Source organism: Bathymodiolus platifrons methanotrophic gill symbiont (assembly GCF_002189065.1).
GTDB lineage: Bacteria > Pseudomonadota > Gammaproteobacteria > Methylococcales > Methylomonadaceae > Methyloprofundus.
Map to the genome: position 1 here is coordinate 1 of NZ_BDMN01000129.1, position 25952 is coordinate 25952.

Below are 25952 nucleotides of genomic sequence, written 5' to 3' on the forward strand. Positions count from 1 at the left end.
GAATCTTTGGCAATTTGTGGGTAAACCACTGGATCCATTGTGCCATGTGCCATAAACACGGGTATTTCATTATTAGCCGTAGCTCGCTCTGTTTTAAGCTGCTCGGTAGTTGGCATATAGGTGGATAAGGCCATGATACCGGCTAGTTTTTGTGGATAGCGTAAGCCTGTATGCAAAGCAATAACGCCTCCCTGGGAAAACCTGCCAGCAAAATGTTTTCTGCTTTAATGCCTTTGTCGATTTGTTGTTGAATAATTTGATCCAGTAATGCAGACGATTGATAAATATCATCCACGGCGACCTCTCTGTCCAGTGATGCTTCGAGTATGTCATACCAGGAACGCATTGCATGCCACCATTAATAGTAACCGCCTGTACTGGTGCGTTCGGAAAAATAAAATTAATATGAGCCGCATTATTCAGCCTAAGCTCAGGCACAATACTTTCAAAATCGTGACCATCTGCCCCTAGGCCATGTAGCCAGATAACGGAATACTTTGGATTTGAAGTGGCTGGGATTTCTACGCAGCTAAGTGGTGAAGTCATAGTTATTGTTTATCTGCTTGTATTAGGTTTTTATTATATAGTGTTTTGCGTTGTTCTGCATGGCTTAAAATGGTGCGCCTTTCAGGTTCGCTTGCATAGGTCCAATCAGTGATTTCATCGATTAAACGAAAACAGCCTAAACAGACATCCTGATCATTCAGGGTACATTGGCGGATACAGGGGGAGTCAGTTTTTGAGTTTAGATGTTTATCCAGCAAAGCATTAATGTAGGTAATAGTCTTGGTACTATCCAGGTAATCGACAGGGGGAGTGTATATCTCATCTTTCAGGATAAGGCGTAAAGAAGGGTAGGAGCTGACTCCTAGTAGTCGAGAAAATTGTATGTGTTCGCTGAGTTTATTATTTGTCTCTGGACTATGTAGATCCTGGGTAAATTGATCTATATTCAGTGCTAGCTGATCAGCGCAGCTAATAAGAGCATCGTCTAAGGAAGGGTTTTGTGCATCCTGGTAATAGCTCTGCTGTATCATTTTTCGCATCGCTTGTGCAAATTCAGACGATTGATTTTCAGCTGCGAGTACAGCCCGGCAGGCTGGGTAGGTAGAGCGGTATGGTGTATTGTTTGCCCAGAAATCAAAATTAAAGCGAACAGTCGGTACTGTATTTTCTATTTGTCGCCATGCGCCTTGAATCATAGCCTGTGTTTCAGCAGGCATAGGTATATTGCTATCGGCTACTAGCCCACCAAGTACGGCTTTGAAGTTAAGTTCGGCAGGTAACTGACTTTGTAATGAACTTAATGATTGCTCAAACGCATAGCACCAGCTACACATAGGGTCGTAGATATAGTAAAGGGTATTGTTTTCGTATTGCATGCTAAATATAAAAGGATACTGTTAATCATAGGAAATTATAGCTTACGCAGTGAAACATATTATAAAGGTCTAGCGTATACTTTAATAATTGTTACAATTATGTTATTACATTGATAAGAATGCTGAGAGTGACTTATGCATACATACTTAAGAAAAATTGGTAATTCTAAAGGCATTATTATTCCTGCCGCTTTTTTAGAGAGTTGTTCACTGAGTGATGCTGTTGATTTACGTATAGAAGGCAAGACTTTAGTCATTAAACCACTAAATAAACCACGAGCAGGTTGGTTTGATGGTTATAAAGAAGAAGAAGCAGATGATGGGCTCTGGAATGATATGCTAGCTGATGATATAAATGAAGAATGGGAATGGTAAAGCGTGGTGAAGTGTATTGGGTGAATCTAGATCCTACGTTTGGTACGGAAATAAAAAAAACACGTCCAGCATTAATTGTTTCACCTGATGATTTGAATGCTGCGCTACCACGAGTAATTATTGCGCCTTTAACTAGTAAAGGTCAGTCTTTAGGATGTCGGCCTGAAGTGAATTTTAATCGTCGTGCATCGCGTATTTTACTGGACCAATTACGTTCAGTTGATAAACGACGATTACTGGATAAACTAGGTGAAATTGATGAAAAACTATGGCATCCGGTATTACTGGAGATGTTAGCGTAAGCAGTCCATGAAACATATCTTTTGATTTTATATGAGTTATACCTTCCGTAAAGTGAGGTATTTCATAAGAGAAAAATCAATTCGCAAGCATTAGATGGAGTAAAATTCATTGTACCTTTTAACACTATTGCAGTGACTAACTGGATACCCGAGTTAGGCATTCTTATATATGACGAGTAATTGATGAACGAAAAAAAACTAATTGATACCTCTAATTTACGTGGAGACTTTTTCGGTGGTTTAACTGCTGGAGTTGTTGCTTTGCCGCTTGCCTTGGCTTTTGGTGTTCAGTCAGGAATGGGAGCAATTGCAGGTATCTATGGTGCCATTGCACTGGGTATTTTTGCTGCCTGGTTTGGTGGTACGAACACACAAATTAGTGGGCCGACGGGACCGATGACTGTTGTCTCGGCAGTGGTTATTGCTACAGAGATTGAATTGCATGGCAGTCTGGATGCCGCATTAGGAACCATTATTGCTATTTTTCTCCTGGCAGGCTTGTTACAGATTGTCTTAGGCGTATTAAAAGTGGGGCAGTATATACGGTATATGCCATACCCTGTGGTCTCCGGGTTTATGAGCGGGATTGGGGTAATTATTATTGTTTTACAAATATTTCCTTTTTTAGGACATGCTTCTCCTAAAAAAATACCGGATATTTTTTCTGAGTTACCCGGTATATTGCCTCTTGTTAATATTGAGGCTGTAGCTCTGGCACTGGCAACCATTGCTACGATTTACCTTTTTCCTTTGGTAACCAAGCTTATTCCTAGTGCCTTAGTGGCCCTAGTTACGTTGACTGCTGTTTCTACCTTTATGGGGCTGGATGTTGCAATTATTGGCAATATTCCTGGCGGTTTGCCTGCTATACATTATGATGCGCTGGGGCATATAGACTTTACTGCACCGATGCTGATTATTATTCCGGCACTGACTCTGGCTGCATTAGGAACGATTGATTCTTTATTAACTTCGATTGTTGCTGACAATATGACCAAAACACAGCATAACAGTAATAAGGAGTTAATTGGTCAGGGCCTTGGAAATATGGCGGCGGCTGTTATTGGCGGGATTCCTGGGGCTGGTGCAACGATGCGTACTGTGGTTAATATTAATTCAGGCGGTAAGACTAAAGTATCAGGTGTTATACATGGTTTAGCGCTGTTATTTGTGCTTATTGGAGCAGGTACTTATGCTAAATTAATTCCCTTACCCGTGTTGGCGGGAATTTTAATTACTGTGGGGATAGGGATTATTGATTATAAAGGCCTTAAACATATATTGCATGTGCCTAAATCAGATGCAGCAGTGATGTTGATTGTATTGACGATGACGGTGTTTGTTGATTTATTACAAGCTGTTGCCGTGGGTATGGTATTAGCTTCAGTATTATTTATGAAAAAAATGAGTGATATCGTGGAAGATAAGTCCTCGATAGGTTCTGTTGATGAATTTGCTCGTGAAGTGGCATGGATGGATGAGAATGAATTAAACGAAGATATCCTGCAAAAAGTCTATATCAAGCATTTTGATGGGCCGATTTTTTTTGGTTTTGCCGCAAAATTTCAGGAAATGACCAGAGCGCTTCCAGACGTTGATGTCGTAATCATGCGCATGAAAAAAGTGCCCTATATCGATCAGTCGGGTATATATGCTATTGAAGATGCAGTGATGGCTTTGCAGGAAAAAAAGGTGCTAGTACTGATAACAGGTATACAAAAGCAGCCTGAAGATATGTTAAGAAGGGTGGGCCTGGTTCCTGATATGATTGCTGATCAGCATTTGTATAAAGATTTTAGCAGTTGTGTCAATGCTTTGGAATCAGGAGAAGCATTTAAGGATGTGGTCAAAAAAGAGAATTTTGCCTGGGCACATATAACACGGTGATAGTTGTTTTGAAATAATTGCCATATGCAAAATAATACGAAGCTACTCGAACTTAAAGAATTACTAGCTGTACAGAGCGAGCTTGAGTTGGTCATACTCGTTGGTAGCCAGGCTCACGGTAATGCCAATCAGGATAGCGATTGGGATTTTGCCATACGCTGGATAGAGTATTTAGAGCCAATGCAACAACTAGCTAAGACAGAAAGGCTGAGACGTCTATTGGCAAAACAGTTACTACAAACGGACGTGAACATTGATTTAATTGACTTATGCAGAGCGACCTTAGCTATGCGAGCGGTTGTCGCTGAAGAAGGGTTGATATTAAAGGGAGAAGAGAGCCTTGCCTGGGCGCATTTTTTACAACGTACCTGGCGAGATCTGGAAGGTTTTTATTGGAATAAAATTTATGCGGCTTGATTTATACCAGGCAGAAACCGAACGAATAGCTAGCGAGCAGACTGCTTTGCTGGATTATGCCTAGCGTATCTTATTAGCAGGTAAACAGCTTTCTCGTCTAGAGCAGAATGGGATGTTACATGCCTTGCAAGTGTTAATTGAAAACGCAATTGGAAAATCCAAGCAGTTACTAAAAGCCAATAATGAAGTCGTGCCTGTTTCTGCTTATGATGCTTTTGACTCTCTGGTTGGCCTAGGTCTCATTGAGCCAGCAGAACTAGGACAATGGGATGCAGTGATAGGTCTACGCAATAGAATTGTGCATGAGTATATGAATATTGATATGGAGTTAGTAATGAATATAGTTAGCCAAAAGCAATATACATTTATAACTGATTTTTGTGTAAACCGATAACTTTGTAGGCTAGAAAAAATATAGGGTTATTATAGTGGTAAGGGCACTATAATAACTACAGACATAAAAAAGCCCCCGATCAAGTAATTGATCGGGGGCTTTTTTGTTACCAGCTAAGACAGATTAAATCTTGCCATCTAATCCCATCTGGAAATATTTGTGCGTGATTTTATCCTGGTTGTCTAATAACCAGTCTATGCTTGGCTCATTGTTCATTGCTTTTTTAATGGCTAAAGCCGTTGCTTTACGATGAATATCAAAAAGAATTTGATGGTCAAGGTTGTCATCAGTTGCAACGCTAGGGTTTAACCAGACTGAACAGATAATACCTAAGTCATTGGCTTTTTCTTTTGGAATATCACCTGCGCGAACGGCATCTAAAACACCATTAGCAATAGCAGCTTGTACGGTACCCATTAAGATATTAGTGTAACGGCTGTTATTAACAGTTACTTTGCTAACCATTAATGTCACAGGACGTACTTGAATATCAGTATTTAAAATAGCAAATACTTTAGAGTGACCTTTAGCCTGGTCGCCCGTTAAGGTTGCTAAAGCAGTCCCTACAGGGCCATCTAATTCACCGATGACAATTTCAGGTTCTGCTGCTGTTCCTGCTGGGCCACCAGCAACTAATGCTTCACCGGTACGCAATACGATTCTATCGCTCATGTTATTCTCCAAAAACTTAAATGAAAAGAGTTGTAACCGAGTAGAATAACATTTTTTTCTAAATAATTTTAGCTTTCATGTCCAAACTTAGCGTAAAAAACCATGATCGTGATGTCGCAGGCTATCAATATATTTATCCTGTTATTTCCAGACGCTCGGGTGGGCTGTCGATAGGCATTAATTTTAATACTAATAATGCCTGTAACTGGCGCTGTGTTTATTGCCAGGTGCCTGATTTAACTATAGGAGCAGCGCCTGAGCTGGATTTTGATTTATTAGAAACTGAGTTAGAAGATTTTTTACGCGATGTTTTGCAGGGATCGTTTTATGAGCGTTATCAATTAGAGCCGGAAATGCGTGTGATTAAGGATATTGCTATTTCAGGTAATGGTGAGCCGACCAGTGTTAAAGATTTTACTAAAGCGATAGCTCTAATTACCCGGGTTGTCGGGCAGGCGAAAATTGCAGAGCCTTTTCAATATGTATTAATCACTAATGGCAGCTTGCTACACAAGCAGGACGTGCAGGCAGGCCTAAAATTATTTAACGAATTTAACGGGCAGGTCTGGTTTAAACTAGATAGTGCTTCTGATGTGGGGCGAGAAACTATTAATCATAGCTCTGTGAGTGTCAAGAGGCAGCTAGAAAACCTAATAAGTTCAACGAAGCTCTGTTTTACGTGGGTTCAAACTTGTATGCTGAATTATGCAGATAAGGAAGGTGTTGGTCTTGTATCTGAGGGAGAGCAGACAGCATATCTAGAATTAATAGAAAAGGTAAGGCAGCGGGCTTCTTTGCAGGGTGTTATGTTATATAGCCTGGCTAGACGCTCTTTGCAGCCTGAAGCTAGTGTGATTTCTGGGGTAACAGCAGAACAGATAAACCATTTCGCTGAGCGTCTACGCAAATCGGGTTTAATAGTCAGCGTATCCCTGTAAGTTTTGTATTAGGGTAGGAGGGGCTTTAGCCGCGAATTATAATAAGTCGCGGCTAAAGCTCCTCTTACTTTTGGCATAATTTCTAGTTCAACTGTATAGTTCGTTTTTGTTCTACTGATTCTAATGCGGCAAGAATGATTGCACAGTTATCTTTTGCGTCTTGCAGAGAAAGCTTTAGAGGCTTCTGGTTAAGTACACAGTCGCAAAAATGCTCAACCTCCAATTGAAAGTGGTTAGCTAAATCCAGCTTTTCAACCTGTAATTCACCTGAAGCTGTTTGCCATGAGATAGTAGCTTGTTCAGTTGCTTTCGCCCAGACATTATGGCATTTAATGCCTCCTTTGCTACCAATGATTTCGTATTCAGCGCGGCGTGCGTGTTCAAAGCTGAAATTAAATTGTGCGTATTTTCCATCGCCAAAGTCGATAATGCCACTACTGCTTACGTCAGCACCATGTTCATTATGTTTAGCCATAGCAGTGACAGTCTGTGCTTCAGTATTTCCAAAATGAAATCTAGCGGCATGAATTGCATAGCAGCCAATATCCCACATTGCTCCGCCACCTTGGTTGATGGCGCGGTCTATTCGGTATAGGCGGGCGGCTTGCATAGGGTAGGCAAAGCAAGTGCGTATCGAACGTACCTCGCCAATTGCACCTGATAAAATAATCTCCTGAATACGCTGGTGCTGAGGATGAGAGCGATACATAAAGCCTTCCATAACGTAGACCTTGTGCTGTTTTGCCGCGCGTTCAATATTGTTTATATCGGTAATGCTCAGAGCCATGGGCTTTTCGCATAGTACATGTTTGCCGTGTTCTATAGCACGTAAAGTCCATTGCGCATGCTCTTCGCTTGCAAGAGGGATATAGACTGCTTGTATATCCGGGTCTTTAAGGAGTTCGGCAGGGTCATTGTAAATGCGTACATTTTCAATATCAGGTGCATATTGCTTAAGTGTTTCTTCTGCAGCGCCGGGTCTGCGACTGGCAATAGCAACTAGTTCACTATTTTCTGTAGCAACAATGGCAGGCATGAGTTGCTGGTTGATGCGGGCAGCACCGAGAATTCCCCAGCGTAGTTTGTTTGGTGTAGACATAGATTGTCTCTTCTTATTAATGGACGATTAGCAGAGTATAACAAAAAATTAAAGTAGGGCGCGGCTTTAGCCCGCCTTTTAGATGTAGAGGGGCTAAAGCCGCGCCCTACAGGGTGATTTGTACAGTTTTCCATCCTGAACTGATGTCTTTTTCATGTTTTTCAGGCAAAAAAATACCAGACTAAGCTAAAAGCCTAGTCTGGTATTTTTGGAATAATTCCTTGCGGAGTTATTACGCCATTGCGCGGACTCTAGTATTTAGTCTGCTTTTATTTCTAGCGGCTTTATTTTTGTGAATAAGACCTTTACTCACTGCTGAATCGATAACTGGAACGACTGTTGCGTAAGCTGTTTTTGCTTCTTCTACGTCACCAGATTCTACTGCAGCAATAACTTTTTTGATGAATGTACGTAGGTTGCTACGTTGTCCTGCATTGCGAACGCGATTGTTTTCTGATTGACGTGCGCGCTTTCTTGCTTGAGCTGTATTAGCCATGATGCCTCGGTTATTGCAATTGGTATTTTAAAACCGCATATTGTCCTTTTAAATGCTATGATTGTCAATCTTTTAATAGCAGGAAAATTAGTCTTGAGCCGTAAACTTTTTAAATCGACCGCGATAGTCAGCAGCATGACTATGATTTCACGTATTTTAGGCTTTATCAGAGACATGATGTTTGCCCGTATTTTCGGAGCAGACTCGGGTACCGATGCATTTTTTGTGGCTTTTAAAATACCTAACTTTTTACGTCGCTTATTTGCCGAAGGTGCTTTTGCCCAGGCATTTGTGCCAGTTTTGTCAGATTACAAACAACAAGGTGGTAAAGCAGCGTTACGCCATTTTATAGATCGCACGGCAGGAACGCTAGCAATCATTTTAATGTTAACCACTATTGCAGGGATGTTAGCGGCACCTTATCTCATTATGGCATTTGCTCCTGGATTTTCCTGGGAAGGGGAGCAATATGACCTGGCTGTGCAGATGCTACGCATTACTTTTCCTTATTTGTTTTTTATTTCCTCGGTTGCGTTTGCGGGAGGTATTTTAAATTCCTATGGTAAATTTGCAGTGCCTGCATTTACTCCGGTATTCCTTAATATCTGTTTGATTTCAGCGGCAATCTGGTTAGCTCCCTTAATGCAGGACCCCATTGTTGCTCTAGCCTGGGGTGTGTTTTTTGCGGGTGCTGTACAATTGTGTTTTCAATTCCCTGCTTTACGGCGCTTAGGTCTGGTGCCACGCTTACGTTTTGGGTTTAGGGACTCAGGGGTAAAGCATATAATGAAGCTAATGTTACCGGCTTTATTTGGTGTTTCGGTTACCCAGATTAACTTATTATTAGATACCTTACTGGCTTCATTTTTAACCACGGGCAGCATATCGTGGTTGTATTATTCCGATCGTTTAGTTGAATTTCCTCTGGGTATCTTCGGTATTGCATTAGCAACGGTAATATTGCCAAACCTGGCAAAAAATCATGCAGCAGAAGATACTGAGGCATTTTCCAGGTCATTAGACTGGGGGTTAAAGCTCGTGATCTTGATTGGAGCCCCAGCTTCTTTAGGCTTAATGATGCTGGCAGAACCGATGGTCTCTACTTTATTTCAATATAACCAGTTTGGCGCGCACGATGTTGCCATGGCTGGGCGTAGTTTAATGGCTTATTCTCTGGGGTTATTAGGTTTCATATTGGTAAAGGTATTAGTACCTGGCTTTACTTCACGTAAGGATATGAAAACACCGGTACGTTTTGGTATTTATGCCATGGTTGCCAATATGATTTTAAATATCGCGCTGGTTTTTCCGTTAGCACATGCTGGACTGGCATTAGCAACCTCGTTAGGGGCATTTTTTAATGCTAGTTTATTGTTGTTTGCGTTATTAAAAACAGGCTTTTATCAACCTTCAGCGGGGTGGCGAATATTGATATTGCGCGTTATTCTAGGGTGTTCAGCAATGGCGGCATTAATATACCATTGTGTTGATATTAGTCTGTGGCTGGACTGGGGAATGCTGGAGCGTGCGTGGAATCTGGCAATGTGGATTGCTATTGCGGCAGCATTATATGTAGTCGTATTATTGCTATCTGGTTTAAGGTTAAGGCATTTATCAGTAAGTGGTAGTGCCTAGGCCGGAATAGCGCGAGCGTTTTCCGGCAATACATATTTTAAGCTCGCTTTTTAACTTTCGTGGCCCTTTGGTGGAAAACGTTAGGTTATTCCACACAAATTATTTAAAGAGAAGTAATATGACCGATAACAAGCTTACAGAGGCACAATGGCGTGAGAAATTAACACCAGAACAGTTCAATATCTGCCGTTGCAGCGCAACCGAGCCCCCTTTTACGGGTAAATATGCAGACTGTAAGGATGATGGGATCTATCATTGTAGCTGCTGTGGTCAAGCTTTATTTGATTCAGAAACCAAATATGATTCAGGTTCCGGCTGGCCTAGTTTCTGGAATAGTTTATCTGACGAAGTAGTTAAAGAAATAGAGGATAGCGCACATGGCATGCGTAGAGTTGAAGTGACCTGTAGTATCTGTGATGCGCATTTAGGGCATGTATTTGAAGATGGACCGGAGCCAACATGCTTGCGCTATTGTATTAATTCAGCCTCATTAGATTTAAAACCAAGATGAATGATAAACAACAAGTTCAGGAATTATTAGATTTTATTGATGCCAGCCCCAGTCCCTGGCATGCGGTGGCAACGATGGAGCAGGCTTTACAAGGCGGCATCATTCATTCGGTTATCTGAAAAGCAGAAATGGCAGTTAGGAATAAGCACGAAACAACTTCCCGATATTAATTATTTTTGAGGAATCTTATTAACGTTTAAAAATTGGACAGTTATTTATTTCCGTCTCCCTAAAGCTAAGTTTTTAGTACTGTGATCAGAATAGCGGGGAGTCGCTATTTTTGCGAAAGCTTGTTTTGGGCATCCCAGCCCAAGCAAGCGGCAAAAACTTAACGCGACCGCTAATGCCTTCGGCGCCCCAGACGTCCTGCGTACGTGCCACTTCGCCACTACCATCGTAAACTCGGTGCTGGCTTCGTAACACTCCCTCAAATGACTGGACGGCGTTTCGGAATGCCTTTTATTTTGTCTCCACCTACGCTAGCGACAAAACAACGGCCCTACGCCTTCTGGGGACTACCAGCCCTCGCGTTCGCTCTCCATGGCTGGCAGCGTTGGTATTGACTAAAATCCCTCGACACAGAATTATAAAAACGGGTCTAAATAGTGCTTCTTTTCGGGGCAAATCATAGAGGTCTGTATAATACAGTTTTTAACATAGTAAAAAACACTATGACCTTATCAACTGAAGTTTCCCAATAATTATTTATGGTAAAATTGAAACTATGCTACAACTATATGAAAAAATAGTCTTTTCATTCGTTTCAAATGCTATTGCCTAAGGGGAATTAAGTAGGGGTTTGCTATAAACATGGCAAAACCACCTAAAATAAACCTCGATACACCAGCATTGTGTATTTCAGCTACTCAATAATTGGGAAACTTCAGCTTATCAACAATACCTAGAACAACTTATTATGCATGCAGACTGGATAAGCTATTTAAATACCCTCGAATTATCACCACAAACACCAGCCGATAAGCAAGCAATATTAGCCCCTCTAAATCATTTATCAGTTTTGTCCGTAACTGGTAAAGATGCAGCAAATTTTTTACAAGGGCAAACGACCTGTGACATTAATGCTTTAGTAGATTCTAAGCCTGCTTTAGGTGCCTACTGCAATGCTAAAGGCCGTACTATTAGTACATTTATAATTATCAAACAACAAAATGAGTTTCAACTTATCCTCACCAAGGATTTAATTGACACAGTCAGAAAAAAACTACAAATGTATGTGTTACGCTCTGACGTACAATTGACGGATCAAAGTGAACTGTTATGTATTACCGGCATATTTTATACAGAACTCCCCCTACAAACCCACCTTTATCAATACCCTCAGCTTGATAATAGTTATCTGTTTATTGGTAACGCTGAAGAATCATGCTTATTCTGGTCTGAATTAAGACAGCAACAAACAATCAGGCTCATTAGCTCATCGGCCTGGTTATGGCTGGATATTCAAGCTGGTATTCCCTGGTTATACCCCCCAACAAGTGAAGAATTTGTCCCGCAAATGCTTAATCTGGATAAACTTAACGCGATTAGCTTTGAAAAAGGTTGTTATACCGGACAGGAAATCGTTGCCCGCACACACTATTTAGGAAAAAATAAACGCGCCATGTACCAGGCAAGTTGCACAACTGAAACTGATATCCCTCCTGGCTCTGTTATTATCGATAATGAGGATGCCGTACAAGGGACTGTGGTATTGACTACCATACAGGACAAAACCACTCAATTACTTGTGGTATTGAAAGACCAGGCTGTCAATACAAAAAATCTTCAGCTTAAAAATCAAAATCACGATAAAATCACATTGAATTAGAGTCACTCTACCAAGCAATGCTAATGAATCCAGAAACTGCTCGACGCTTTAGACGCTTAGGCACGCTAACAATTTTTGCGGTCTACTTTGTAATATTAGTTGGCGGCATAGTCCGTGCATCGGGTGCTGGCATGGGCTGTCCTGACTGGCCTACCTGCTTTGGACAACTGATCCCTCCGACTAGCGAAGCGGAACTACCCGAAAATTATCATGAAATCTATGCAGTCGGATACTCTAATACCGACTTTAATGTCGTCAAAACCTGGACCGAATACCTGAATCGACTGACTGGCGTAACGATTGGTTTTTTAATTTTTTTAACGCTATGGGCTTCTCGCGCCTATCTAAAAACAGACAAGGCTGTCTTTTATTTATCTTTAGCCGTTTTTCTATTAGTCGGCTTTCAGGGCTGGCTGGGTGCCGTTGTAGTAAAAACCCATTTACACCCCTTGATGATAACTCTTCATATGTTACTTGCCCTGTTTATCGTCGCACTATTAATCTATGCCATAGCCCGATCGCAACATGACTTATTGCGTCAAATTGATATTTCTAAATTACCTGATAAATTTAAAACTGTTTTAATCGTTGCTATGAGCTTTACTTTATTACAAGTGGGCATGGGAACACAGGTCAGAGAAGCTGTGGATTTGATTGCAACACATCATAACTATATAGACCGAGAATATTGGCGTGATAGTTTTCCTATTATCTTTTATATACACCGTTCTTTTTCTGCCGTTATTTTATTCACTAACCTCTGGCTAGCCTGGAAAATATTTCAATCGGTACATAAAAACAGTTTATTATCACTTGTCTATGCCTTGGTCGGGCTGATTATTACTGCAATTCTGGCTGGTGTTTCTCTAGATCGTCTAGGCATGCCTCCCGTTGCGCAGCCAATACATTTATTAATGGCTAATTTAATTTTTGGCATACAATTTTTTATCTTTATTTGCATTAGTTATGCAGCTAAAAACAAGGACAGACTAGCGATATCATAAAACTACTTTACACTTGATACATACAATAAAGCAGGATGGGCAAAGTTTAAGATGTCCGTCAAACAAATCATATTCATAATAGACATGCTATAGCTACCCTACATACTGAGACTCTGATGCTAAAAATATTTTTAAAATGGCTGCTCACTTTTCTTTTTAAAGTTGACGTAAAAGGTATAGAGAATTATAAAAAAGCAGGTGACCGCGTACTTATTATTGCCAATCATAGCTCTTTTTTAGACCCCTTATTATTAGGTGTATTCTTACCCGACAAAATCACTTTTGCTATTAACAGTAATATAGCTAAGCTTTGGTGGTTAAAGCCTTTTCTAGGGTTATCCCATGTTTTTCCAATGGACCCGACCCACCCTATCTCCTTAAAAAATTTAATTCACTTTTTACAAAAACCCAGTAAAACCGTTATTTTCCCTGAAGGTCGGATTACAGTCACCGGTTCATTAATGAAAGTCTATGATGGTACCGGCATGGTTGTAGATAAATCCGGCGCAACCATTCTTCCAATCCGCATTGAAGGTGCTCAATATACACATTTTTCTCGTTTGAAAAATATTGTCCGCTTACGTTATTTCCCTAAAATTACTCTGCAAATATTGCCACCTACGAAAATTTCATTTGCTAACGATTTACGTGGAAAGGCTCGCCGGCACGCCAGTGGCCTGATTCTAACCGACATCATGAGTGATATGATGTTTTCTACCAGCCAATACAAGCAAACACTATTTTCCGCAATGCTGGATGCTAAAAAGGTACATGGAGGGAAGCACAAGGTTGCAGAAGACCTAGACAGAATCCCCATATCTTATAACACACTGATTACACGCTCCTTAGCAATAGGAAATGCGCTAACAAAAATAACTGCTAAGGGAGAAAATGTCGGTGTTTATCTCCCTAATAGCAGTAAAACACTGAATGTTGTTTTAGGCCTGCAAATACATCAGCGAGTCCCTGCCATGTTGAACTATTCAACGGGTGCAGCGGGCATGATTTCAGCTTGTCATACAGCAAAAATTAAAACCGTGCTGACATCTCATCGTTTTATCGAACTAGGAAATTTTGCTGAAGATGCGCAAATATTATCTGAAACGATCAATCTGGTTTACCTGGAAGATTTGGCTAAAGATATTAGAACCCTTAATAAACTCGGTGCATTAATACAGGCTAAAACAGCCCATTTATGGTATCCGCGCACTCAATGTACCCCAGAGAGCCCTGCCGTAGTACTGTTTACTTCAGGGTCTGAAGGCACCCCTAAAGGCGTAGTGTTATCACATCGTAATATTCTGGCAAATCATAAACAGGTTTCTGCACGTATTAGCTTTAATGCTCAGGATACTGTACTAAATTTTCTGCCCATGTTTCATTCGTTTGGTTTTACCGTCGGTACCATGCTACCTATTATGAATGGCATGACCACCTTCTTTTACCCTTCGCCATTGCATTACAGCATCATTCCTGAAATGGCTTACGAAACAAATTCCACCATTATTTTTGGTACCAATACCTTTTTAGCTGCTTACGGGAAAAAAGCACATGCTTATGATTTTTTCAATATGCGCTATGTTGTTGCAGGCGCTGAAAAATTGCATGAAAATACCCGTAAATTATGGTCGGAGAAATTTGGCATTCGTATAATGGAAGGCTATGGTGCTACTGAAACTAGTCCGGTAGCAGCGGTTAATACTCCGATGTTTTATAAAGCCGGCACGGTCGGGCGTTTAATGCCGGGTATGCAGTACAAACTAGAAACCGTTCCTGGCATTGAAAATGCCGGTAAACTGCATCTTTATGGAGAAAATATCATGCAAGGCTACTTGCTAGCCGATAAGCCGGGTGAACTTGTACCACCCAGTTCAATCTATGGCCCAGGCTGGTATGATACGGGTGATATAGTTCATGTTGATGAAGAAAACTACGTTTCTATTCGTGGGCGCAGTAAACGCTTTGCAAAAATTGCCGGTGAAATGGTGTCTTTAACAGCTACCGAACAACTCATTAATGATATCTGGCCCGATGCTCAACATGTTATTGTCTGTATTCCAGATGAACGAAAGGGCGAACAATTAGTGCTTATTACGACTCAGATAGACGCAACTAACAAAAATCTGATGGCACAGGCTAAAGGTGTTGCCAGCATTAATTTACCGAAAAAGTTCATCATAGTAGAGAGCGTACCGGTTTTAGCAACTGGAAAAATTAATTATATTGAAGCAACTGAGCAAGCTATAGCACATTTTGCTTAGTTGTGATGACCATACACAAATATGTTAACAAGCAATCAAACTGTAGAGCGGACTTCAGTCCGCACTTCTGAATATCAGATACTTACTAAACAAATAAGCCATCACCACAATGTAACTCTATGAAAAAAAACCTCTACTGATAATAGTCGTATTATTGTTACTACTTTCTGGCTGCAACACCCAACCCACTGCTACTTATCATCATTCAAACTTACCGGATACTAGCTCTATCCCCGGCTTGCTTACTAAGCTATTGATGCACAACACGAGTTTTCGCCCACTCGAATGGTTAATAACGGTGCAACAAACATTAGTCCCGGAGCAGAACTATTTAAAAACTGAAATTAACACACCTATTCCAGAATCAGGCAGATTTTCAGCAGCGAATAATAACTCACCAGTAAGCCAACCCGAAACATCGTCCAAACAGAATCAATCATCTGAACAAAGTCAGGACTTGTTTCCTTTCCTGATGGTTTTTATTATCGTTTTGATTATTATTGTTCTGGTCGTATTAGCACTTATTTATTTTCGTAAAACTCGGTTTAGTCAGAAAAATACTAACTTAGGAATAAGCACGAAACAACTTCCCGATATTAATTATTCTTGAGGAATTGCACGGTAATTCCATTTTGGTAAATGTGTATCAAATACAATCGGCATTATTTCTTTGAAGTCAGCGGCATATTTTCGTCCTGTCTCGTATATTTTGTCGAGTATGTGAACAATTGTTGTTAGTCCTTTTGACGTTGATGTTCTAGAAATCAATGTTTTAACTGTTTCAACCGAGTCAAATACAACACCTTCACAAGCACGAGTCACATGAGGAAAAAAACGATGTTCAATGGGATTATACTTGGAGGTATAAGGAGGATAGTGGGCAATCCTAATTTCCAATCCAAGTGCATTCGCAGTCTTTTGTAAATCTTCTTTAAAAATGTAGTGCCGTGAGCTGTTACTCCCTCCACCATCGCAAAGGATCAACAATGATTTTGCTTTAGGTCGGTTATGGCAGGTTTTTATGCGCACAATAAACTTTTGCGACAGAACCAACTTGTTTAATGCCAAACTGTACTGGGCGCTTACGGCCAATACCAGCCATTGAATATTTCTTGTTTTACACTAATTACACTGAAACCAGTGCACAATCTGATTTGATATTTGTTATCATCAAATACCAGTTTAATAAATTAGAAATGTATGAAGCTTACAATTGGTCAATTAGCTAAACAGGCTAATGTAACTATTGAAACAATCCGTTATTATCAAAGAAAGGAGCTGTTGGATGAGCCAATAAAACCTGCTACGGGTTATCGGCGGTATCCACCTGAAGCCATATTCAGAATCCAGTTTATTAAACGCGCTCAGTTATGTGGTTTTTCCTTAAAGGAAATCTCGGAATTATTATCACTGGACAGTGGTCACTGTGCTGATGTTAAAAAAATTGCAGAAAAGAAACGTCAGCAGATTGATGACCAGATAAAAGACTTAACAGCCTTACGTGATGTATTGGATAGTTTGGTTCAAGGGTGTGAGAAAAATCCATCCACAGAGCACTGCTCTTTCATCGACACACTTTCAAAAAAAACATCTAGTAATATTGAAACATAAAGAAAACCTAAAACTTTCTTGACTCTGTTCCAAGGAACGGACTTTATAATCACACTGTTCTTAAAATTTTATTTCAGGATGATTATTATGGCTATAGATGAGAAAAAATCTTGGACAAACATGGGTGCTGTACTAGCAGCCATAGGAGCATCGGTTTGTTGTGTTGGGCCGCTATTACTTTTGTCTCTAGGTGTTAGTGGAGCATGGATTAGTACGTTAACTTCTTTTGAATCAGTCCGACCTATTTTTATTATTCTTACTTTGCTTTTTATAGGGTTAAGTTATCGTAAACTTTACCTGATACCCAATAACTGTGAAGAAGATGAGATATGTGCTTTACCTGATAGTCAGAAAAAACAAAAACTTACATTTTGGATTATCTCCATATTCATATTGCTTTTATTGGTATTTCCTTGGTATGCACCGTATTTTATGGGGTGAGAAAAAATTATGTCTATTAAAACGCTATCCTTATTATTAAGCGTATTGCTTGGGCTATTACTAATGCCGACGATCTACGCTAAACCTTCTAGTCAAGTACAAAATAGCAGTCAAACTGTAGTTCTTAATGTACAGAATATGACTTGTCCAATGTGTAAATATACAATTAAAAAAGCTTTATCCTCCGTTTCTGGTACAGAAAATGTCAGCATAAATTTTGCAGATAAAACAGCTACCGTTACGTTCAATCCTCAAAAAACCAATAGCAGTGCCTTAACTACAGCTACTAAAAATGCAGGGTATCCAACAACAGTGCAATCTTCCAAAAAATAAAAATGGAGTAATATTATGTCTAGCTGTTCTTCAGGTGGTTCAACCTCGTTTGCACTAGTATGCCCTCAGTGCGGGATATCTTGTAAAAATATAAGTATGAAAACAATTTTTCATCAAGTTAGGTTTCCTGAAATTTTAGATATTGAAACTGGCAGCTATTATTACTGTGCCGATAAGAGCTGTTCAGTGGGCTATTTTTCTCAAGAAGAAAAAGTTATTTTTAAGAACCAATTGAAAATATTTACCGAACTTAAAAACAATAAACTTTGTTATTGCTTTGATATTAATACCGAGCAATATGTAGATTCACTCAAAGATGGAACAGCAGAAACAATAAAGAATTTTGTTATACAAAAAACTAAAGTAGGTGACTGTGCCTGTGAAATAAGAAATCCTTCAGGGCAGTGCTGCTTAGCAAATTTTAAACAGTTGGAAAAAACTTTGAATTTGGATAAATAAGTGCTCAACAAAAGTATAGGTTAGCCTTTTCAGATGGTTAAGGGTGAGAAATAATGAAAAAAGAAATTGTATTAGAATCAACCATTACTTGCCCTGAATGCGGGAGAATAGAAATTGAAACCATGCCTACAGATGCTTGTCAGTGGTTTTATGAATGCAAATGTTGTGGTGTATTGCTAAAACCTAAACAAGGTGATTGCTGTGTTTTTTGTTCTTACGGTAGTGTTCCTTGCCCGTCTATGCAGAAAGGGAAATGACAAACAGAGGATTTACAAAAAACCATATTAACCGCGGGGAGTCGCTATTTTTGCGAAAGCTTGTTTTGGGCATCCCAGCCCAAGCAAGCGGCAAAAACTTAACGCGACCGCTAATGCCTTCGGCGCCCCAGACGTCCTGCGTACGTGCCACTTCGCCACTACCATCGTAAACTCGGTGCTGGCTTCGTAACACTCCCTCAAATGACTGGACGGCGTTTCGGAATGCCTTTTATTTTGTCTCCACCTACGCTAGCGCTACGATTCCGACAAAACAACGGCCCTACGCCTTCTGGGGACTACCAGCCCTCGCGTTCGCTCTCCATGGCTGGCAGCGAATGTTTGACGGACCTTTGTGGGTCGTAACCAGAAGTTCGTAATTCGCAATTTCACCTAAAATATCAACTTTGGGAGACGGAAATAAGCTAGATTCAATAAGCATTTCTGACTGCCCAGAATGTATGGAAATTATTTACCTGAAAGCCTATAGGTATGCGATGCATACCCTACACAAAGCTTGTTCCGCGTTGAATTAGTCGTCTAATTTTGGATGATTTAATTTTTCCATTTCCCTTACTTTAAACCTAGAAAAATCAGTTAAACGCTAGCGTTACTTTTCGTACCGCTGCGCTTCAAGCCCCTTTACAAGGCTAAAGCATCATAAGGACTACAATGAATAGAAAAACTATAGGATGATGACTTCTAGGCGTGTTAGTGTGCTAATTCTTTACTGATTAGCTAAGCCATGCTTTTGTATGCGATACAGCAGGGTGTCTCTTGATAGACCTAGTAAGCGGGAAGATTTAGCCCGGTTACCATTAGTTCTTAGTAATGCCTGATGAATAAGGTCAGCTTCCAGCTTATTGAGGTTAACACCGACATCAGGTAAGGCAAAATCCTGATTATTTGAGCCAGTTGTTTTAGCCGCAAAAAAATCATGAGGAAAGTTTTCAGCTTCAATCAGTTGCCCAGATAAGAGAACTGATGTTCTTTCACATAAATTACGTAATTCCCTGACATTTCCTGGCCAGTCGTAATTTTGCAGGATTTTAACGGCTTGTTTGCTAAATTTCGGTGCTGTCCTGGAATGTTCTTTTGCAAAGTGATCAATGAAGTGTTTGATCAAATGTTCAATATCTTCAATTCTTTCTTTTAATGCAGGAATTTCCAGCGGGATCACATTAAGACGAAAATATAAATCTTCCCTAAACCTGCCTTCAGAAATTTCCTTTTGTAAATCAGCGTTTGTTGCAGAGATGATACGTACATCAACTTTATAAGGGACTGTATCTCCAACAGCTAAACATTCCCCATTTTCTAAAAAACGTAATAACTTCGCCTGTATTGAAATTGGCAAAGAGTTAATCTCATCAAGAAATAAAGTTCCACCATCTGCCGCTTGAAAAATTCCTTTTTTATCGCTAATAGCTCCTGTAAAAGAACCCTTTCTATGACCAAATAATTCAGATTCAATCAGGGACTCGGGTAATGCCGCACAATTCAGGGTTACATAAGGTTTGTCAGCTCGCTGACTGTCTTTTTGTATGGCATTAGCCAGAACCTCTTTGCCTGTTCCAGTTTCGCCCTTGATAAGTACAGTAACATCTGTCGCTGCAACCATCCGGGCGCTGCGCAGAACATTGTCATAGACAGGGGTATGACTGATGATTTTCTTAAAATGACTCATACGCTAATAATCGCAACAAAGACTAATAACATACCAATAATTTGTTTGGTAACTTGTAAACTGGATAGGCGGGTAATAAATGTACTAACCATGCCTGTACCCATTACTGCAGGTAAAGTCCCTAAGCCAAAGGCAAGCATAGTGAGCGTGCTGATAGTGATATCCCCAGAGGTTGCTGCCAATGCAAGCGCGGTATAAACCAGACCACAAGGAATCCAGCCCCAGACCATACCAAATAGAAATGCTTGTTTCAGGCTAGCTACTGGAATTAACTTTCTACCATAGGGTTCAATAGTTTTCCAGAAGTGGGACCCCGTTTTTTCTATATAGGCAAAGCTAGGAAACCATCCTGCAATATAAAACCCGGCCCCAGTAATAATTAATGCGGAAATAATCTCTAAAGCTCGGTGCCCATGCTCTTCGCCTAATGGAAAAGTGAGTACTGATTCGATTAAACCAATAATAAGTCCTGCCAGCATATAGCTAAAAATACGCCCAAAATTATAACTAAATATAAAGGTGAGCATTTTAGATTTATTATTACGAATTTCTGGTTTTAAACTAAAAGACAAAGTGCCAATGATTGAACCACACATAGAAACACAGTGTAGACTACTGAATAAACCTATAAAAAAGGCAACAAAAATAGGCGAGCTTATGATTTGATTGATTTCCATAGCTGGTATATTAGCATATCGTCTTTAATCAGGCATAGGCACTATTTTAAAATTATACTTAATGTGTTAAATGGCATATTAATCAGGTTAAATAACATAGTTATTGTTCTGTGCTATAGAGTTCACACGCTGCCAGCCATGGAGAGCGAACGCGAGGGCTGGTAGTCCCCAGAAGGCGTAGGGCCGTTGTTTTGTCGGAATCGTAGCGCTAGCGTAGGTGGAGACAAAATAAAAGGCATTCCGAAACGCCGTCCAGTCATTTGAGGGAGTGTTACGAAGCCAGCACCGAGTTTACGATGGTAGTGGCGAAGTGGCACGTACGCAGGACGTCTGGGGCGCCGAAGGCATTAGCGGTCGCGTTAAGTTTTTGCCGCTTGCTTGGGCTGGGATGCCCAAAACAAGCTTTCGCAAAAATAGCGACTCCCCGCATATTTTCCTTTCAATATCCACGTGAGGAGATTAGCGACTTTCTGTTTAGTCTCCGAAAGAGAGTGTCATAAGTAAAATATGCAGGCGCGGCATGCTACCTCACAACATTCTGGGACTCCTGTCACCAACATTCATTCGCCTACGCAGCGAATGGGAGATGCCCTGGTCGCCCTGCGTCCGTCTCAACTACGCACAAAACCCTGCTCCGTTAAGACTACCTCAAATGGCTGGACGGCTATTCGGAATGCAATTCTTGCCTCCCTCGCGCGCTACTAGCGCACTTCGGATCAGCGAATTGCCCTGTCGCCTACCAGGGACTAAAAATCATCACTACGCTTAGGCTCCGTTTCCCTGATTTTAAGCGAGTGGCTATTTTCTTGCCTGCAATATAGCTTTAACAGTGTATAGATCGTGTTCTTTATTTGCTAGAATGTAAATAGTAGGGCACAGTCTTGTGCTTGACTAATAGACCTGTTTTTATGCTATTGATTTAACATTAAAAACTCCTCTATTCACTATATTGGCATATCATGTAGTGTACATTTCTCTTTTATCACCGGGGTTAAGGATAATGCAAAAAAAGAAACGTATTTTAATTGTTGGCGGTGTTGCAGGGGGAGCATCTTGTGCGGCGCGATTAAGGCGCTTATGTGAAAATTGTGAAATTGTATTATTTGATAAAGGCGAACACGTATCTTTTGCAAATTGTGGCTTACCCCATTTTATTGGTAATGTCATTCAGGAAGAAGAGCAATTATTAGTTGCTAAACCGAAATTATTTCACGACCGATTTAATATACAAGTTCATACGCAACATGAAGTCACGACAATAGATAGAATCAACAAAACAGTGACCGTTATCAATCTGATTGATGGGCAGGAGCGGTTAGAAAGGTATGATGCCCTGGTTTTAGCAACAGGAGCACATGCCATACGACCACCTCTAGCTGGAATCGACTCACCTAATATATATAGTCTGCGCACCATTCCTGATAGTCTTAAATTAAAAGCTGCCGCGGCTAAGGCAAAACGCGCTGTTATTATTGGAGGAGGCTTTATAGGCCTGGAAATGGCTGAGAATCTAGCACACTTAGGTCTGCAGGTTACGATTATAGAAATGGCCATGCAAGTCATGCCACCACTAGATGCAGATATGGCCAGTTATGTTAAAAAATGCCTGGAAACTAACCATATTACTTTACTGCTAGGTCAGGCAGTGGAATCTTTTAAACAAACAGAAAGCGGATTAGAAGTTTATTATTCAAACGGCTATATTGAAACAGATTTGGTTTTATTAGCCATAGGTGTACTTCCTGAGTCATCCCTGGCAAAACAGGCTAAGGAATGTGCACGAAATAACTTCCTGAAGCAGCCAAGCTTGAATAATGAAATATCTCCCCTAAATTAAGGTTATCTTAATTTATTACTCAGTGGTTGTCTTATGTCATTTCCTTATAAAAAAAATATCGAAAAGTCGATGAAGAAATTTTATGACTCACTTTGTGAAAAAAATAAGCGACGGTATGCCGCCATTGAAAGTGAAAAATTATCTCATGGTGGCGTTAACTATATTTCAGCTTTATTAGAGTGTGACCCAAAAACTATCCGCCAAGGAAAAAAAGAACTCACCGAATTAGAACTGGATATAACAGGAATCAGACAACCTGGAGGCGGTCGAAAAAAAAGACCTCTACCCCTGAATACAGTGGAATAGATCAAGACTTTTTAGATATTCTTCAACAGCATACAGCAGGCAATCCAATGAATTCATCTATTAGGTGGACTTATCTAAAGCCGCGTGAAATCGTCAGTGAATTATTAAAAAAGGGTTATTCTGTCAGTCGTAATATCGTTCGATATTTATTAAAAAAACATGAATATGTTAAGCGCAAAGCCCAGAAAAACATTACGATGGGTGGTCATCCTGACCGCAATGCTCAATTTGAAAATATTACCCAATTGAAGCAGGACTACCTGGATGCGGGAAACCCTGTTATTAGTATGGATACCAAAAAGAAAGAGTTATTGGGTACTTTTTATCGTAATGGATCGCTCTATACACAAGCAGCCATTCAAACGAATGATCATGATTTCCCTAGCTCTGCAACAGGCAGTGTTATTCCTCATGGGTTTTATGACCTCAAACGAAACACAGGATATATCACGCTTGGAACGAGTCATGATACCAGTGAATTTGCCTGTGATAGCTTATTTCAATGGTGGGTAAACGAGGGTATTATTCATTATCCTAAAGCAAAATCATTGTTGATCCTTTGCGATGGTGGAGGGAGTAACAGCTCACGGCACTACATTTTTAAAGAAGATTTACAAAAGACTGCGAATGCACTTGGATTGGAAATTAGGATTGCCCACTATCCTCCTTATACCTCCAAGTATAACCCCATTGAACATCGTTTTTTTCCTCATGTGACTCGTGCTTGTGAAGGTGTTGTATTTGACTCGGTTGAAACAGTTAAAACATTGATTTCTAGAACATCAACGTCAAAAGGACTAACAACAATTGTTCACATACTCGACAAAATATACGAGACAGGACGAAAATATGCCGCTGACTTCAAAGAAATAATGCCGATTGTATTTGATACACATTTACCAAAATGGAATTACCGTGCAATTCCTCAAGAATAATTAATATCGGGAAGTTGTTTCGTGCTTATTCCTAAGTTACAATTAAGCGAGCGTGGAGCGATACAGGTTAATGAACATATGCAGACCAGTGATACCTCAATCTGAGGCCGTAGGTGATGTGGTAGAGGTTCAGGATATTATTACTCAACAACGTTTTTCATTACCGTTAGCAGGACCTGCAAATAGGCAAGGACGAATTTCAGCCAGTGCTATTTTACAGTCGTTCAACCCAGAACTAGATCGAAAGCTCAGCTTTAAAGGTGTTTTAGGTACTGCAGTATGTCAAGTATTTGGCTATACCATTGCCATGACCGGGGCAAGTGAAAAAGCATTGCAAAGAGCCGGCATCAAAGAATACCAGGCTATTTATTTACATCCGGGGCATCATGTCGGTTACTTCCCGGGGGCTCACCCCATTCATATAAAATTAATTTATGCCAAGGCTGATGGCAAGATTCTGGGAGTGCAGGCTTTTGGGCAGGAAGGGGTAGCCAGACGTGTTGATGTGATTGCTATGGCTATGCAACTACACGGTACAGTCTATGATCTGGAAGAGAGTGAATTATGCTACGCACCTCAGTTTGGTGCTGCAAAAGATCCCATTAATATGGCCGGAATGATTGCAGGAAATAATTTGCGAGGTGATTTACCTTTAGCTGATTGGGATGATTTAAATGCCAATCAGCATCAATTAATTGACGTTAGAAGTCCGGCGGAATTTAATGCAGGACATATAGACGGTGCCATTAATATTCCAATTGAAGAAATGCGTAAACGTATCAAAGAAATAGATTCTGCTAAACAGGTGTGTCTGATTTGTGGGGTAGGGCAGCGAGCTTATTATGCTCTTAGGTTATTATCACAATCAGGGTATAAAGCTAATATTATCAGGTGGCATGAAAACCTACTCGGCAATAAGTGAAGTTTAGTAAGCAGAGATCTATTTGATTACCGTAGGAGGGGCTTTAGCCGCGACTGAAAATGTACAGACTTACCCAACTCGGTCGCGGCTAAAGCCCCTCCTACAGCCATATGGCATCCCATAGCGGATAATCAGCTACTTTTTTCACTAGACCGGCCCTTAATGGATTAGCAATAATATAACGCGCGATTTGTAGTAAATCTTCTTCTTTGCGTACAGCGTGATCATGATAACCATCTTGCCATAATCCTTGGTTGGTTGATATTACGCCCTGATCACGACGAATCTTCTGAATTTGAAAGGCGCTAGCTCCTTTTACACTACGCATTACTGCAGCTAAACTATAATTATTCTGTAAGGCAAATAGCCAATGTAGATGATCTGGCATAATAACAAATGCCAGACTGTCGACTTTTCCTTGTTGATGTTGCTGACGCATTACTAAGACTAAACGCCTTGCCTGGGAGAAATTGCTAAATACTTTTTGTCTTTGCCGAGTGACTGTGGTGACTAAATAAATCCTGTTATTTTCAGAATAACGACCTTTGCGAAGATCTTCAGCATGTGGTTTAGTTTTTTTGATTGTCAAAAATCATCACTCCGCTTAGGCTCCGTTTCCCTGATTTTAAGCGAACGACCTTTGCGAAGATCTTCAGCATGTGGTTTAGTTTTTTTGATTGTCATAGTGAAATGGTAGGAGGGGCTTTAGCCGCGACCGAAAATGTACAAACTTTAATACTAATCCCGACCTATTTCCGCTAAAGTTCTTCCTACATTTTTTGTTTAGATAAAATGATATTACCATCCTCAATTCAATAGACAAAAAAACTCCGTTAATGCTCAGGTATTTTGTAAATATCCTGTATTATTTCAATCACCGAAACATATCCCTTTATGTATAAATTTTTGGAGCCAGTATGCGCATTGCATTACTCATAATTTTGTCTTTTTGCTTTAGCCCAGCCCAGGCAGTTTTTAATATCAAACAAGTTGCTCAGGGAATTTATGTTCATCAAGGGCTTATAGAATTACCTGATGTACATAATCACGATGCCATAGCCAATATTGGCTTTATTGTTGGTAAGAGCTGTGTTGCTGTGATTGATAGTGGTGGCTCTCCAGAACAAGGGCGTTTATTAAAGAAAACAGTTGAAAAAATCACCTCGGTTCCTATTTGCTATGTGATTAATACTCATGTTCATTCTGACCATATTTTTGGCAATAGGGCATTTAATAACATCAACAATATTAAATATACTGAAGTTTCCCAATAATTATTTATGGTAAAA

34 protein-coding genes and 1 pseudogene are annotated in these 25952 nt (G+C 40.2%); 24 read left to right on the plus strand and 11 right to left on the minus strand.

What is annotated here, in order from left to right:
* Together CDZ78_RS24265 and CDZ78_RS08005 are read right to left on the minus strand one after the other, a co-directional pair.
* Positions 1–546, minus strand: a pseudogene (locus tag CDZ78_RS24265) (alpha/beta hydrolase); the annotation flags it as partial.
* A gap of 2 nt (positions 547–548) precedes the next feature.
* On the minus strand, positions 549–1382 hold the full coding sequence (locus tag CDZ78_RS08005; protein WP_087869535.1) for a DsbA family protein: 834 nt from the start codon (positions 1380–1382) through the stop codon (positions 549–551).
* 135 nt (positions 1383–1517) lie between these two features.
* Between CDZ78_RS08005 and CDZ78_RS08010 the strand changes: the two genes are divergently transcribed.
* The 5 genes from CDZ78_RS08010 (at position 1518) to hepT (ending at position 4757) form a co-directional block, all read left to right on the plus strand.
* The gene (locus tag CDZ78_RS08010) at positions 1518–1757 is read left to right on the plus strand and encodes an AbrB/MazE/SpoVT family DNA-binding domain-containing protein (protein ID WP_087869536.1); all 240 of its coding nucleotides are present in this window, start codon (positions 1518–1520) and stop codon (positions 1755–1757) included.
* On the plus strand, positions 1751–2059 hold the full coding sequence (locus CDZ78_RS08015; protein ID WP_174664566.1) for a type II toxin-antitoxin system PemK/MazF family toxin: 309 nt from the start codon (positions 1751–1753) through the stop codon (positions 2057–2059). The genes CDZ78_RS08010 and CDZ78_RS08015 overlap by 7 nt, the downstream gene beginning before the upstream one ends.
* Before the next feature lie 183 nt (positions 2060–2242).
* Positions 2243–3946: a SulP family inorganic anion transporter gene (locus CDZ78_RS08020; RefSeq protein ID WP_087869538.1), complete on the plus strand. Its 1704-nt coding sequence runs from the start codon at positions 2243–2245 to the stop codon at positions 3944–3946.
* A gap of 24 nt (positions 3947–3970) precedes the next feature.
* Positions 3971–4363 carry a type VII toxin-antitoxin system MntA family adenylyltransferase antitoxin gene (mntA, locus tag CDZ78_RS08025; RefSeq protein ID WP_087869539.1) on the plus strand — a complete coding sequence of 131 codons (393 nt, stop codon included), beginning with the start codon at positions 3971–3973 and terminating at the stop codon, positions 4361–4363.
* 67 nt (positions 4364–4430) lie between these two features.
* Complete coding sequence (hepT, locus tag CDZ78_RS08030; RefSeq protein ID WP_280175556.1) at positions 4431–4757, plus strand: type VII toxin-antitoxin system HepT family RNase toxin; 327 nt, start codon at positions 4431–4433, stop codon at positions 4755–4757.
* Positions 4758–4880: 123 nt separating this feature from the next.
* Here hepT and fae read toward each other — a convergent pair whose 3' ends face one another.
* Positions 4881–5429, minus strand: a complete 549-nt coding sequence (gene fae, locus CDZ78_RS08035; protein ID WP_087869540.1) for a formaldehyde-activating enzyme — start codon at positions 5427–5429, stop codon at positions 4881–4883.
* Between the two features lie 77 nt (positions 5430–5506).
* On the opposite strand from fae, the gene CDZ78_RS08040 reads away from it, so the two are divergent.
* Positions 5507–6367 carry a radical SAM protein gene (locus CDZ78_RS08040; RefSeq protein ID WP_087869541.1) on the plus strand — a complete coding sequence of 287 codons (861 nt, stop codon included), beginning with the start codon at positions 5507–5509 and terminating at the stop codon, positions 6365–6367.
* An 82-nt stretch (positions 6368–6449) separates the two neighbouring features.
* On the opposite strand, the gene CDZ78_RS08045 is transcribed toward CDZ78_RS08040, so the two are convergent.
* Positions 6450–7466, minus strand: coding sequence for a Gfo/Idh/MocA family protein (locus CDZ78_RS08045; RefSeq protein WP_087869542.1), 1017 nt, complete (start codon positions 7464–7466; stop codon positions 6450–6452).
* A gap of 232 nt (positions 7467–7698) precedes the next feature.
* The gene (rpsT, locus tag CDZ78_RS08050) at positions 7699–7962 is read right to left on the minus strand and encodes a 30S ribosomal protein S20 (protein ID WP_087869543.1); all 264 of its coding nucleotides are present in this window, start codon (positions 7960–7962) and stop codon (positions 7699–7701) included.
* Between the two features lie 57 nt (positions 7963–8019).
* On the opposite strand from rpsT, the gene murJ reads away from it, so the two are divergent.
* The 3 genes from murJ (at position 8020) to CDZ78_RS23640 (ending at position 10227) form a co-directional block, all read left to right on the plus strand.
* Positions 8020–9597: a murein biosynthesis integral membrane protein MurJ gene (gene murJ / locus CDZ78_RS08055; protein ID WP_087869544.1), complete on the plus strand. Its 1578-nt coding sequence runs from the start codon at positions 8020–8022 to the stop codon at positions 9595–9597.
* A 118-nt stretch (positions 9598–9715) separates the two neighbouring features.
* Positions 9716–10108, plus strand: a complete 393-nt coding sequence (gene msrB, locus CDZ78_RS08060; RefSeq protein ID WP_087869545.1) for a peptide-methionine (R)-S-oxide reductase MsrB — start codon at positions 9716–9718, stop codon at positions 10106–10108.
* Complete coding sequence (locus tag CDZ78_RS23640; protein WP_263459025.1) at positions 10105–10227, plus strand: hypothetical protein; 123 nt, start codon at positions 10105–10107, stop codon at positions 10225–10227. The genes msrB and CDZ78_RS23640 overlap by 4 nt, the downstream gene beginning before the upstream one ends.
* A gap of 136 nt (positions 10228–10363) precedes the next feature.
* Here CDZ78_RS23640 and CDZ78_RS21820 read toward each other — a convergent pair whose 3' ends face one another.
* The gene (locus CDZ78_RS21820) at positions 10364–10531 is read right to left on the minus strand and encodes a hypothetical protein (protein WP_167374217.1); all 168 of its coding nucleotides are present in this window, start codon (positions 10529–10531) and stop codon (positions 10364–10366) included.
* A 493-nt stretch (positions 10532–11024) separates the two neighbouring features.
* Between CDZ78_RS21820 and ygfZ the strand changes: the two genes are divergently transcribed.
* The 4 genes from ygfZ (at position 11025) to CDZ78_RS08080 (ending at position 15811) form a co-directional block, all read left to right on the plus strand.
* Positions 11025–11936, plus strand: coding sequence for a CAF17-like 4Fe-4S cluster assembly/insertion protein YgfZ (ygfZ, locus tag CDZ78_RS08065; RefSeq protein ID WP_087869547.1), 912 nt, complete (start codon positions 11025–11027; stop codon positions 11934–11936).
* A 23-nt stretch (positions 11937–11959) separates the two neighbouring features.
* Positions 11960–12940 (plus strand): COX15/CtaA family protein, encoded by a 981-nt coding sequence (locus tag CDZ78_RS08070; protein ID WP_087869549.1) that lies wholly within the window; start codon positions 11960–11962, stop codon positions 12938–12940.
* A 116-nt stretch (positions 12941–13056) separates the two neighbouring features.
* Positions 13057–15201, plus strand: a complete 2145-nt coding sequence (locus CDZ78_RS08075) for an AMP-binding protein (RefSeq protein WP_087869550.1) — start codon at positions 13057–13059, stop codon at positions 15199–15201.
* Between the two features lie 154 nt (positions 15202–15355).
* Entirely contained in the window at positions 15356–15811 is a 456-nt protein-coding gene (locus tag CDZ78_RS08080) for a hypothetical protein (RefSeq protein WP_140413933.1), read from the plus strand.
* Here CDZ78_RS08080 and CDZ78_RS08085 read toward each other — a convergent pair.
* Entirely contained in the window at positions 15802–16188 is a 387-nt protein-coding gene (locus CDZ78_RS08085; RefSeq protein WP_087871279.1) for an ISAzo13-like element transposase-related protein, read from the minus strand. The two genes, CDZ78_RS08080 and CDZ78_RS08085, sit on opposite strands and share 10 nt — an antisense overlap.
* Positions 16189–16401: 213 nt before the next feature.
* Here CDZ78_RS08085 and CDZ78_RS08090 point away from each other — a divergent pair, with 213 nt between their 5' ends.
* From CDZ78_RS08090 to CDZ78_RS08110, 4 genes are all read left to right on the plus strand, one after another.
* Complete coding sequence (locus CDZ78_RS08090; RefSeq protein WP_087869553.1) at positions 16402–16812, plus strand: MerR family transcriptional regulator; 411 nt, start codon at positions 16402–16404, stop codon at positions 16810–16812.
* Between the two features lie 78 nt (positions 16813–16890).
* Complete coding sequence (locus CDZ78_RS24270) at positions 16891–17586, plus strand: mercuric transporter MerT family protein (protein ID WP_338070403.1); 696 nt, start codon at positions 16891–16893, stop codon at positions 17584–17586.
* A 15-nt stretch (positions 17587–17601) separates the two neighbouring features.
* Positions 17602–18045: a putative iron-sulfur cluster-binding metallochaperone gene (locus CDZ78_RS08105; protein WP_167374218.1), complete on the plus strand. Its 444-nt coding sequence runs from the start codon at positions 17602–17604 to the stop codon at positions 18043–18045.
* 53 nt (positions 18046–18098) lie between these two features.
* Entirely contained in the window at positions 18099–18302 is a 204-nt protein-coding gene (locus CDZ78_RS08110; RefSeq protein ID WP_087869555.1) for a GDCCVxC domain-containing (seleno)protein, read from the plus strand.
* On the opposite strand, the gene CDZ78_RS21130 is transcribed toward CDZ78_RS08110, so the two are convergent.
* From CDZ78_RS21130 to CDZ78_RS08120, 3 genes are all read right to left on the minus strand, one after another.
* Positions 18283–18495: a hypothetical protein gene (locus CDZ78_RS21130; protein WP_140413935.1), complete on the minus strand. Its 213-nt coding sequence runs from the start codon at positions 18493–18495 to the stop codon at positions 18283–18285. The genes CDZ78_RS08110 and CDZ78_RS21130 overlap by 20 nt on opposite strands.
* A gap of 531 nt (positions 18496–19026) precedes the next feature.
* Complete coding sequence (locus CDZ78_RS08115) at positions 19027–19986, minus strand: sigma-54 interaction domain-containing protein (RefSeq protein ID WP_087869556.1); 960 nt, start codon at positions 19984–19986, stop codon at positions 19027–19029.
* Positions 19983–20663 carry a sulfite exporter TauE/SafE family protein gene (locus tag CDZ78_RS08120; protein ID WP_087869557.1) on the minus strand — a complete coding sequence of 227 codons (681 nt, stop codon included), beginning with the start codon at positions 20661–20663 and terminating at the stop codon, positions 19983–19985. Before CDZ78_RS08120 ends, CDZ78_RS08115 begins: the two co-directional genes overlap by 4 nt.
* Positions 20664–20931: 268 nt before the next feature.
* Between CDZ78_RS08120 and CDZ78_RS21135 the strand changes: the two genes are divergently transcribed.
* The 6 genes from CDZ78_RS21135 (at position 20932) to CDZ78_RS08135 (ending at position 24663) form a co-directional block, all read left to right on the plus strand.
* Positions 20932–21117, plus strand: a complete 186-nt coding sequence (locus CDZ78_RS21135; RefSeq protein ID WP_140413936.1) for a hypothetical protein — start codon at positions 20932–20934, stop codon at positions 21115–21117.
* 53 nt (positions 21118–21170) lie between these two features.
* Entirely contained in the window at positions 21171–21368 is a 198-nt protein-coding gene (locus CDZ78_RS21140; protein ID WP_140413937.1) for a hypothetical protein, read from the plus strand.
* Positions 21369–21663: 295 nt separating this feature from the next.
* The gene (locus tag CDZ78_RS08125; RefSeq protein ID WP_087869558.1) at positions 21664–22500 is read left to right on the plus strand and encodes an NAD(P)/FAD-dependent oxidoreductase; all 837 of its coding nucleotides are present in this window, start codon (positions 21664–21666) and stop codon (positions 22498–22500) included.
* 33 nt (positions 22501–22533) lie between these two features.
* A complete protein-coding gene (locus CDZ78_RS23000) occupies positions 22534–22806 on the plus strand; it encodes a hypothetical protein (RefSeq protein ID WP_087868120.1) in 273 nt (90 codons plus the stop codon).
* Positions 22803–23741, plus strand: a complete 939-nt coding sequence (locus CDZ78_RS08130; protein WP_230990509.1) for an ISAzo13 family transposase — start codon at positions 22803–22805, stop codon at positions 23739–23741. The genes CDZ78_RS23000 and CDZ78_RS08130 overlap by 4 nt, the downstream gene beginning before the upstream one ends.
* A gap of 88 nt (positions 23742–23829) precedes the next feature.
* Positions 23830–24663, plus strand: a complete 834-nt coding sequence (locus CDZ78_RS08135; protein WP_167374219.1) for a rhodanese-like domain-containing protein — start codon at positions 23830–23832, stop codon at positions 24661–24663.
* A gap of 100 nt (positions 24664–24763) precedes the next feature.
* On the opposite strand, the gene CDZ78_RS08140 is transcribed toward CDZ78_RS08135, so the two are convergent.
* Positions 24764–25252, minus strand: a complete 489-nt coding sequence (locus tag CDZ78_RS08140; RefSeq protein ID WP_147884081.1) for an REP-associated tyrosine transposase — start codon at positions 25250–25252, stop codon at positions 24764–24766.
* A 328-nt stretch (positions 25253–25580) separates the two neighbouring features.
* Between CDZ78_RS08140 and CDZ78_RS08145 the strand changes: the two genes are divergently transcribed.
* The gene (locus CDZ78_RS08145) at positions 25581–25937 is read left to right on the plus strand and encodes an MBL fold metallo-hydrolase (RefSeq protein WP_087869560.1); all 357 of its coding nucleotides are present in this window, start codon (positions 25581–25583) and stop codon (positions 25935–25937) included.
* Positions 25938–25952 lie beyond the last annotated feature (15 nt).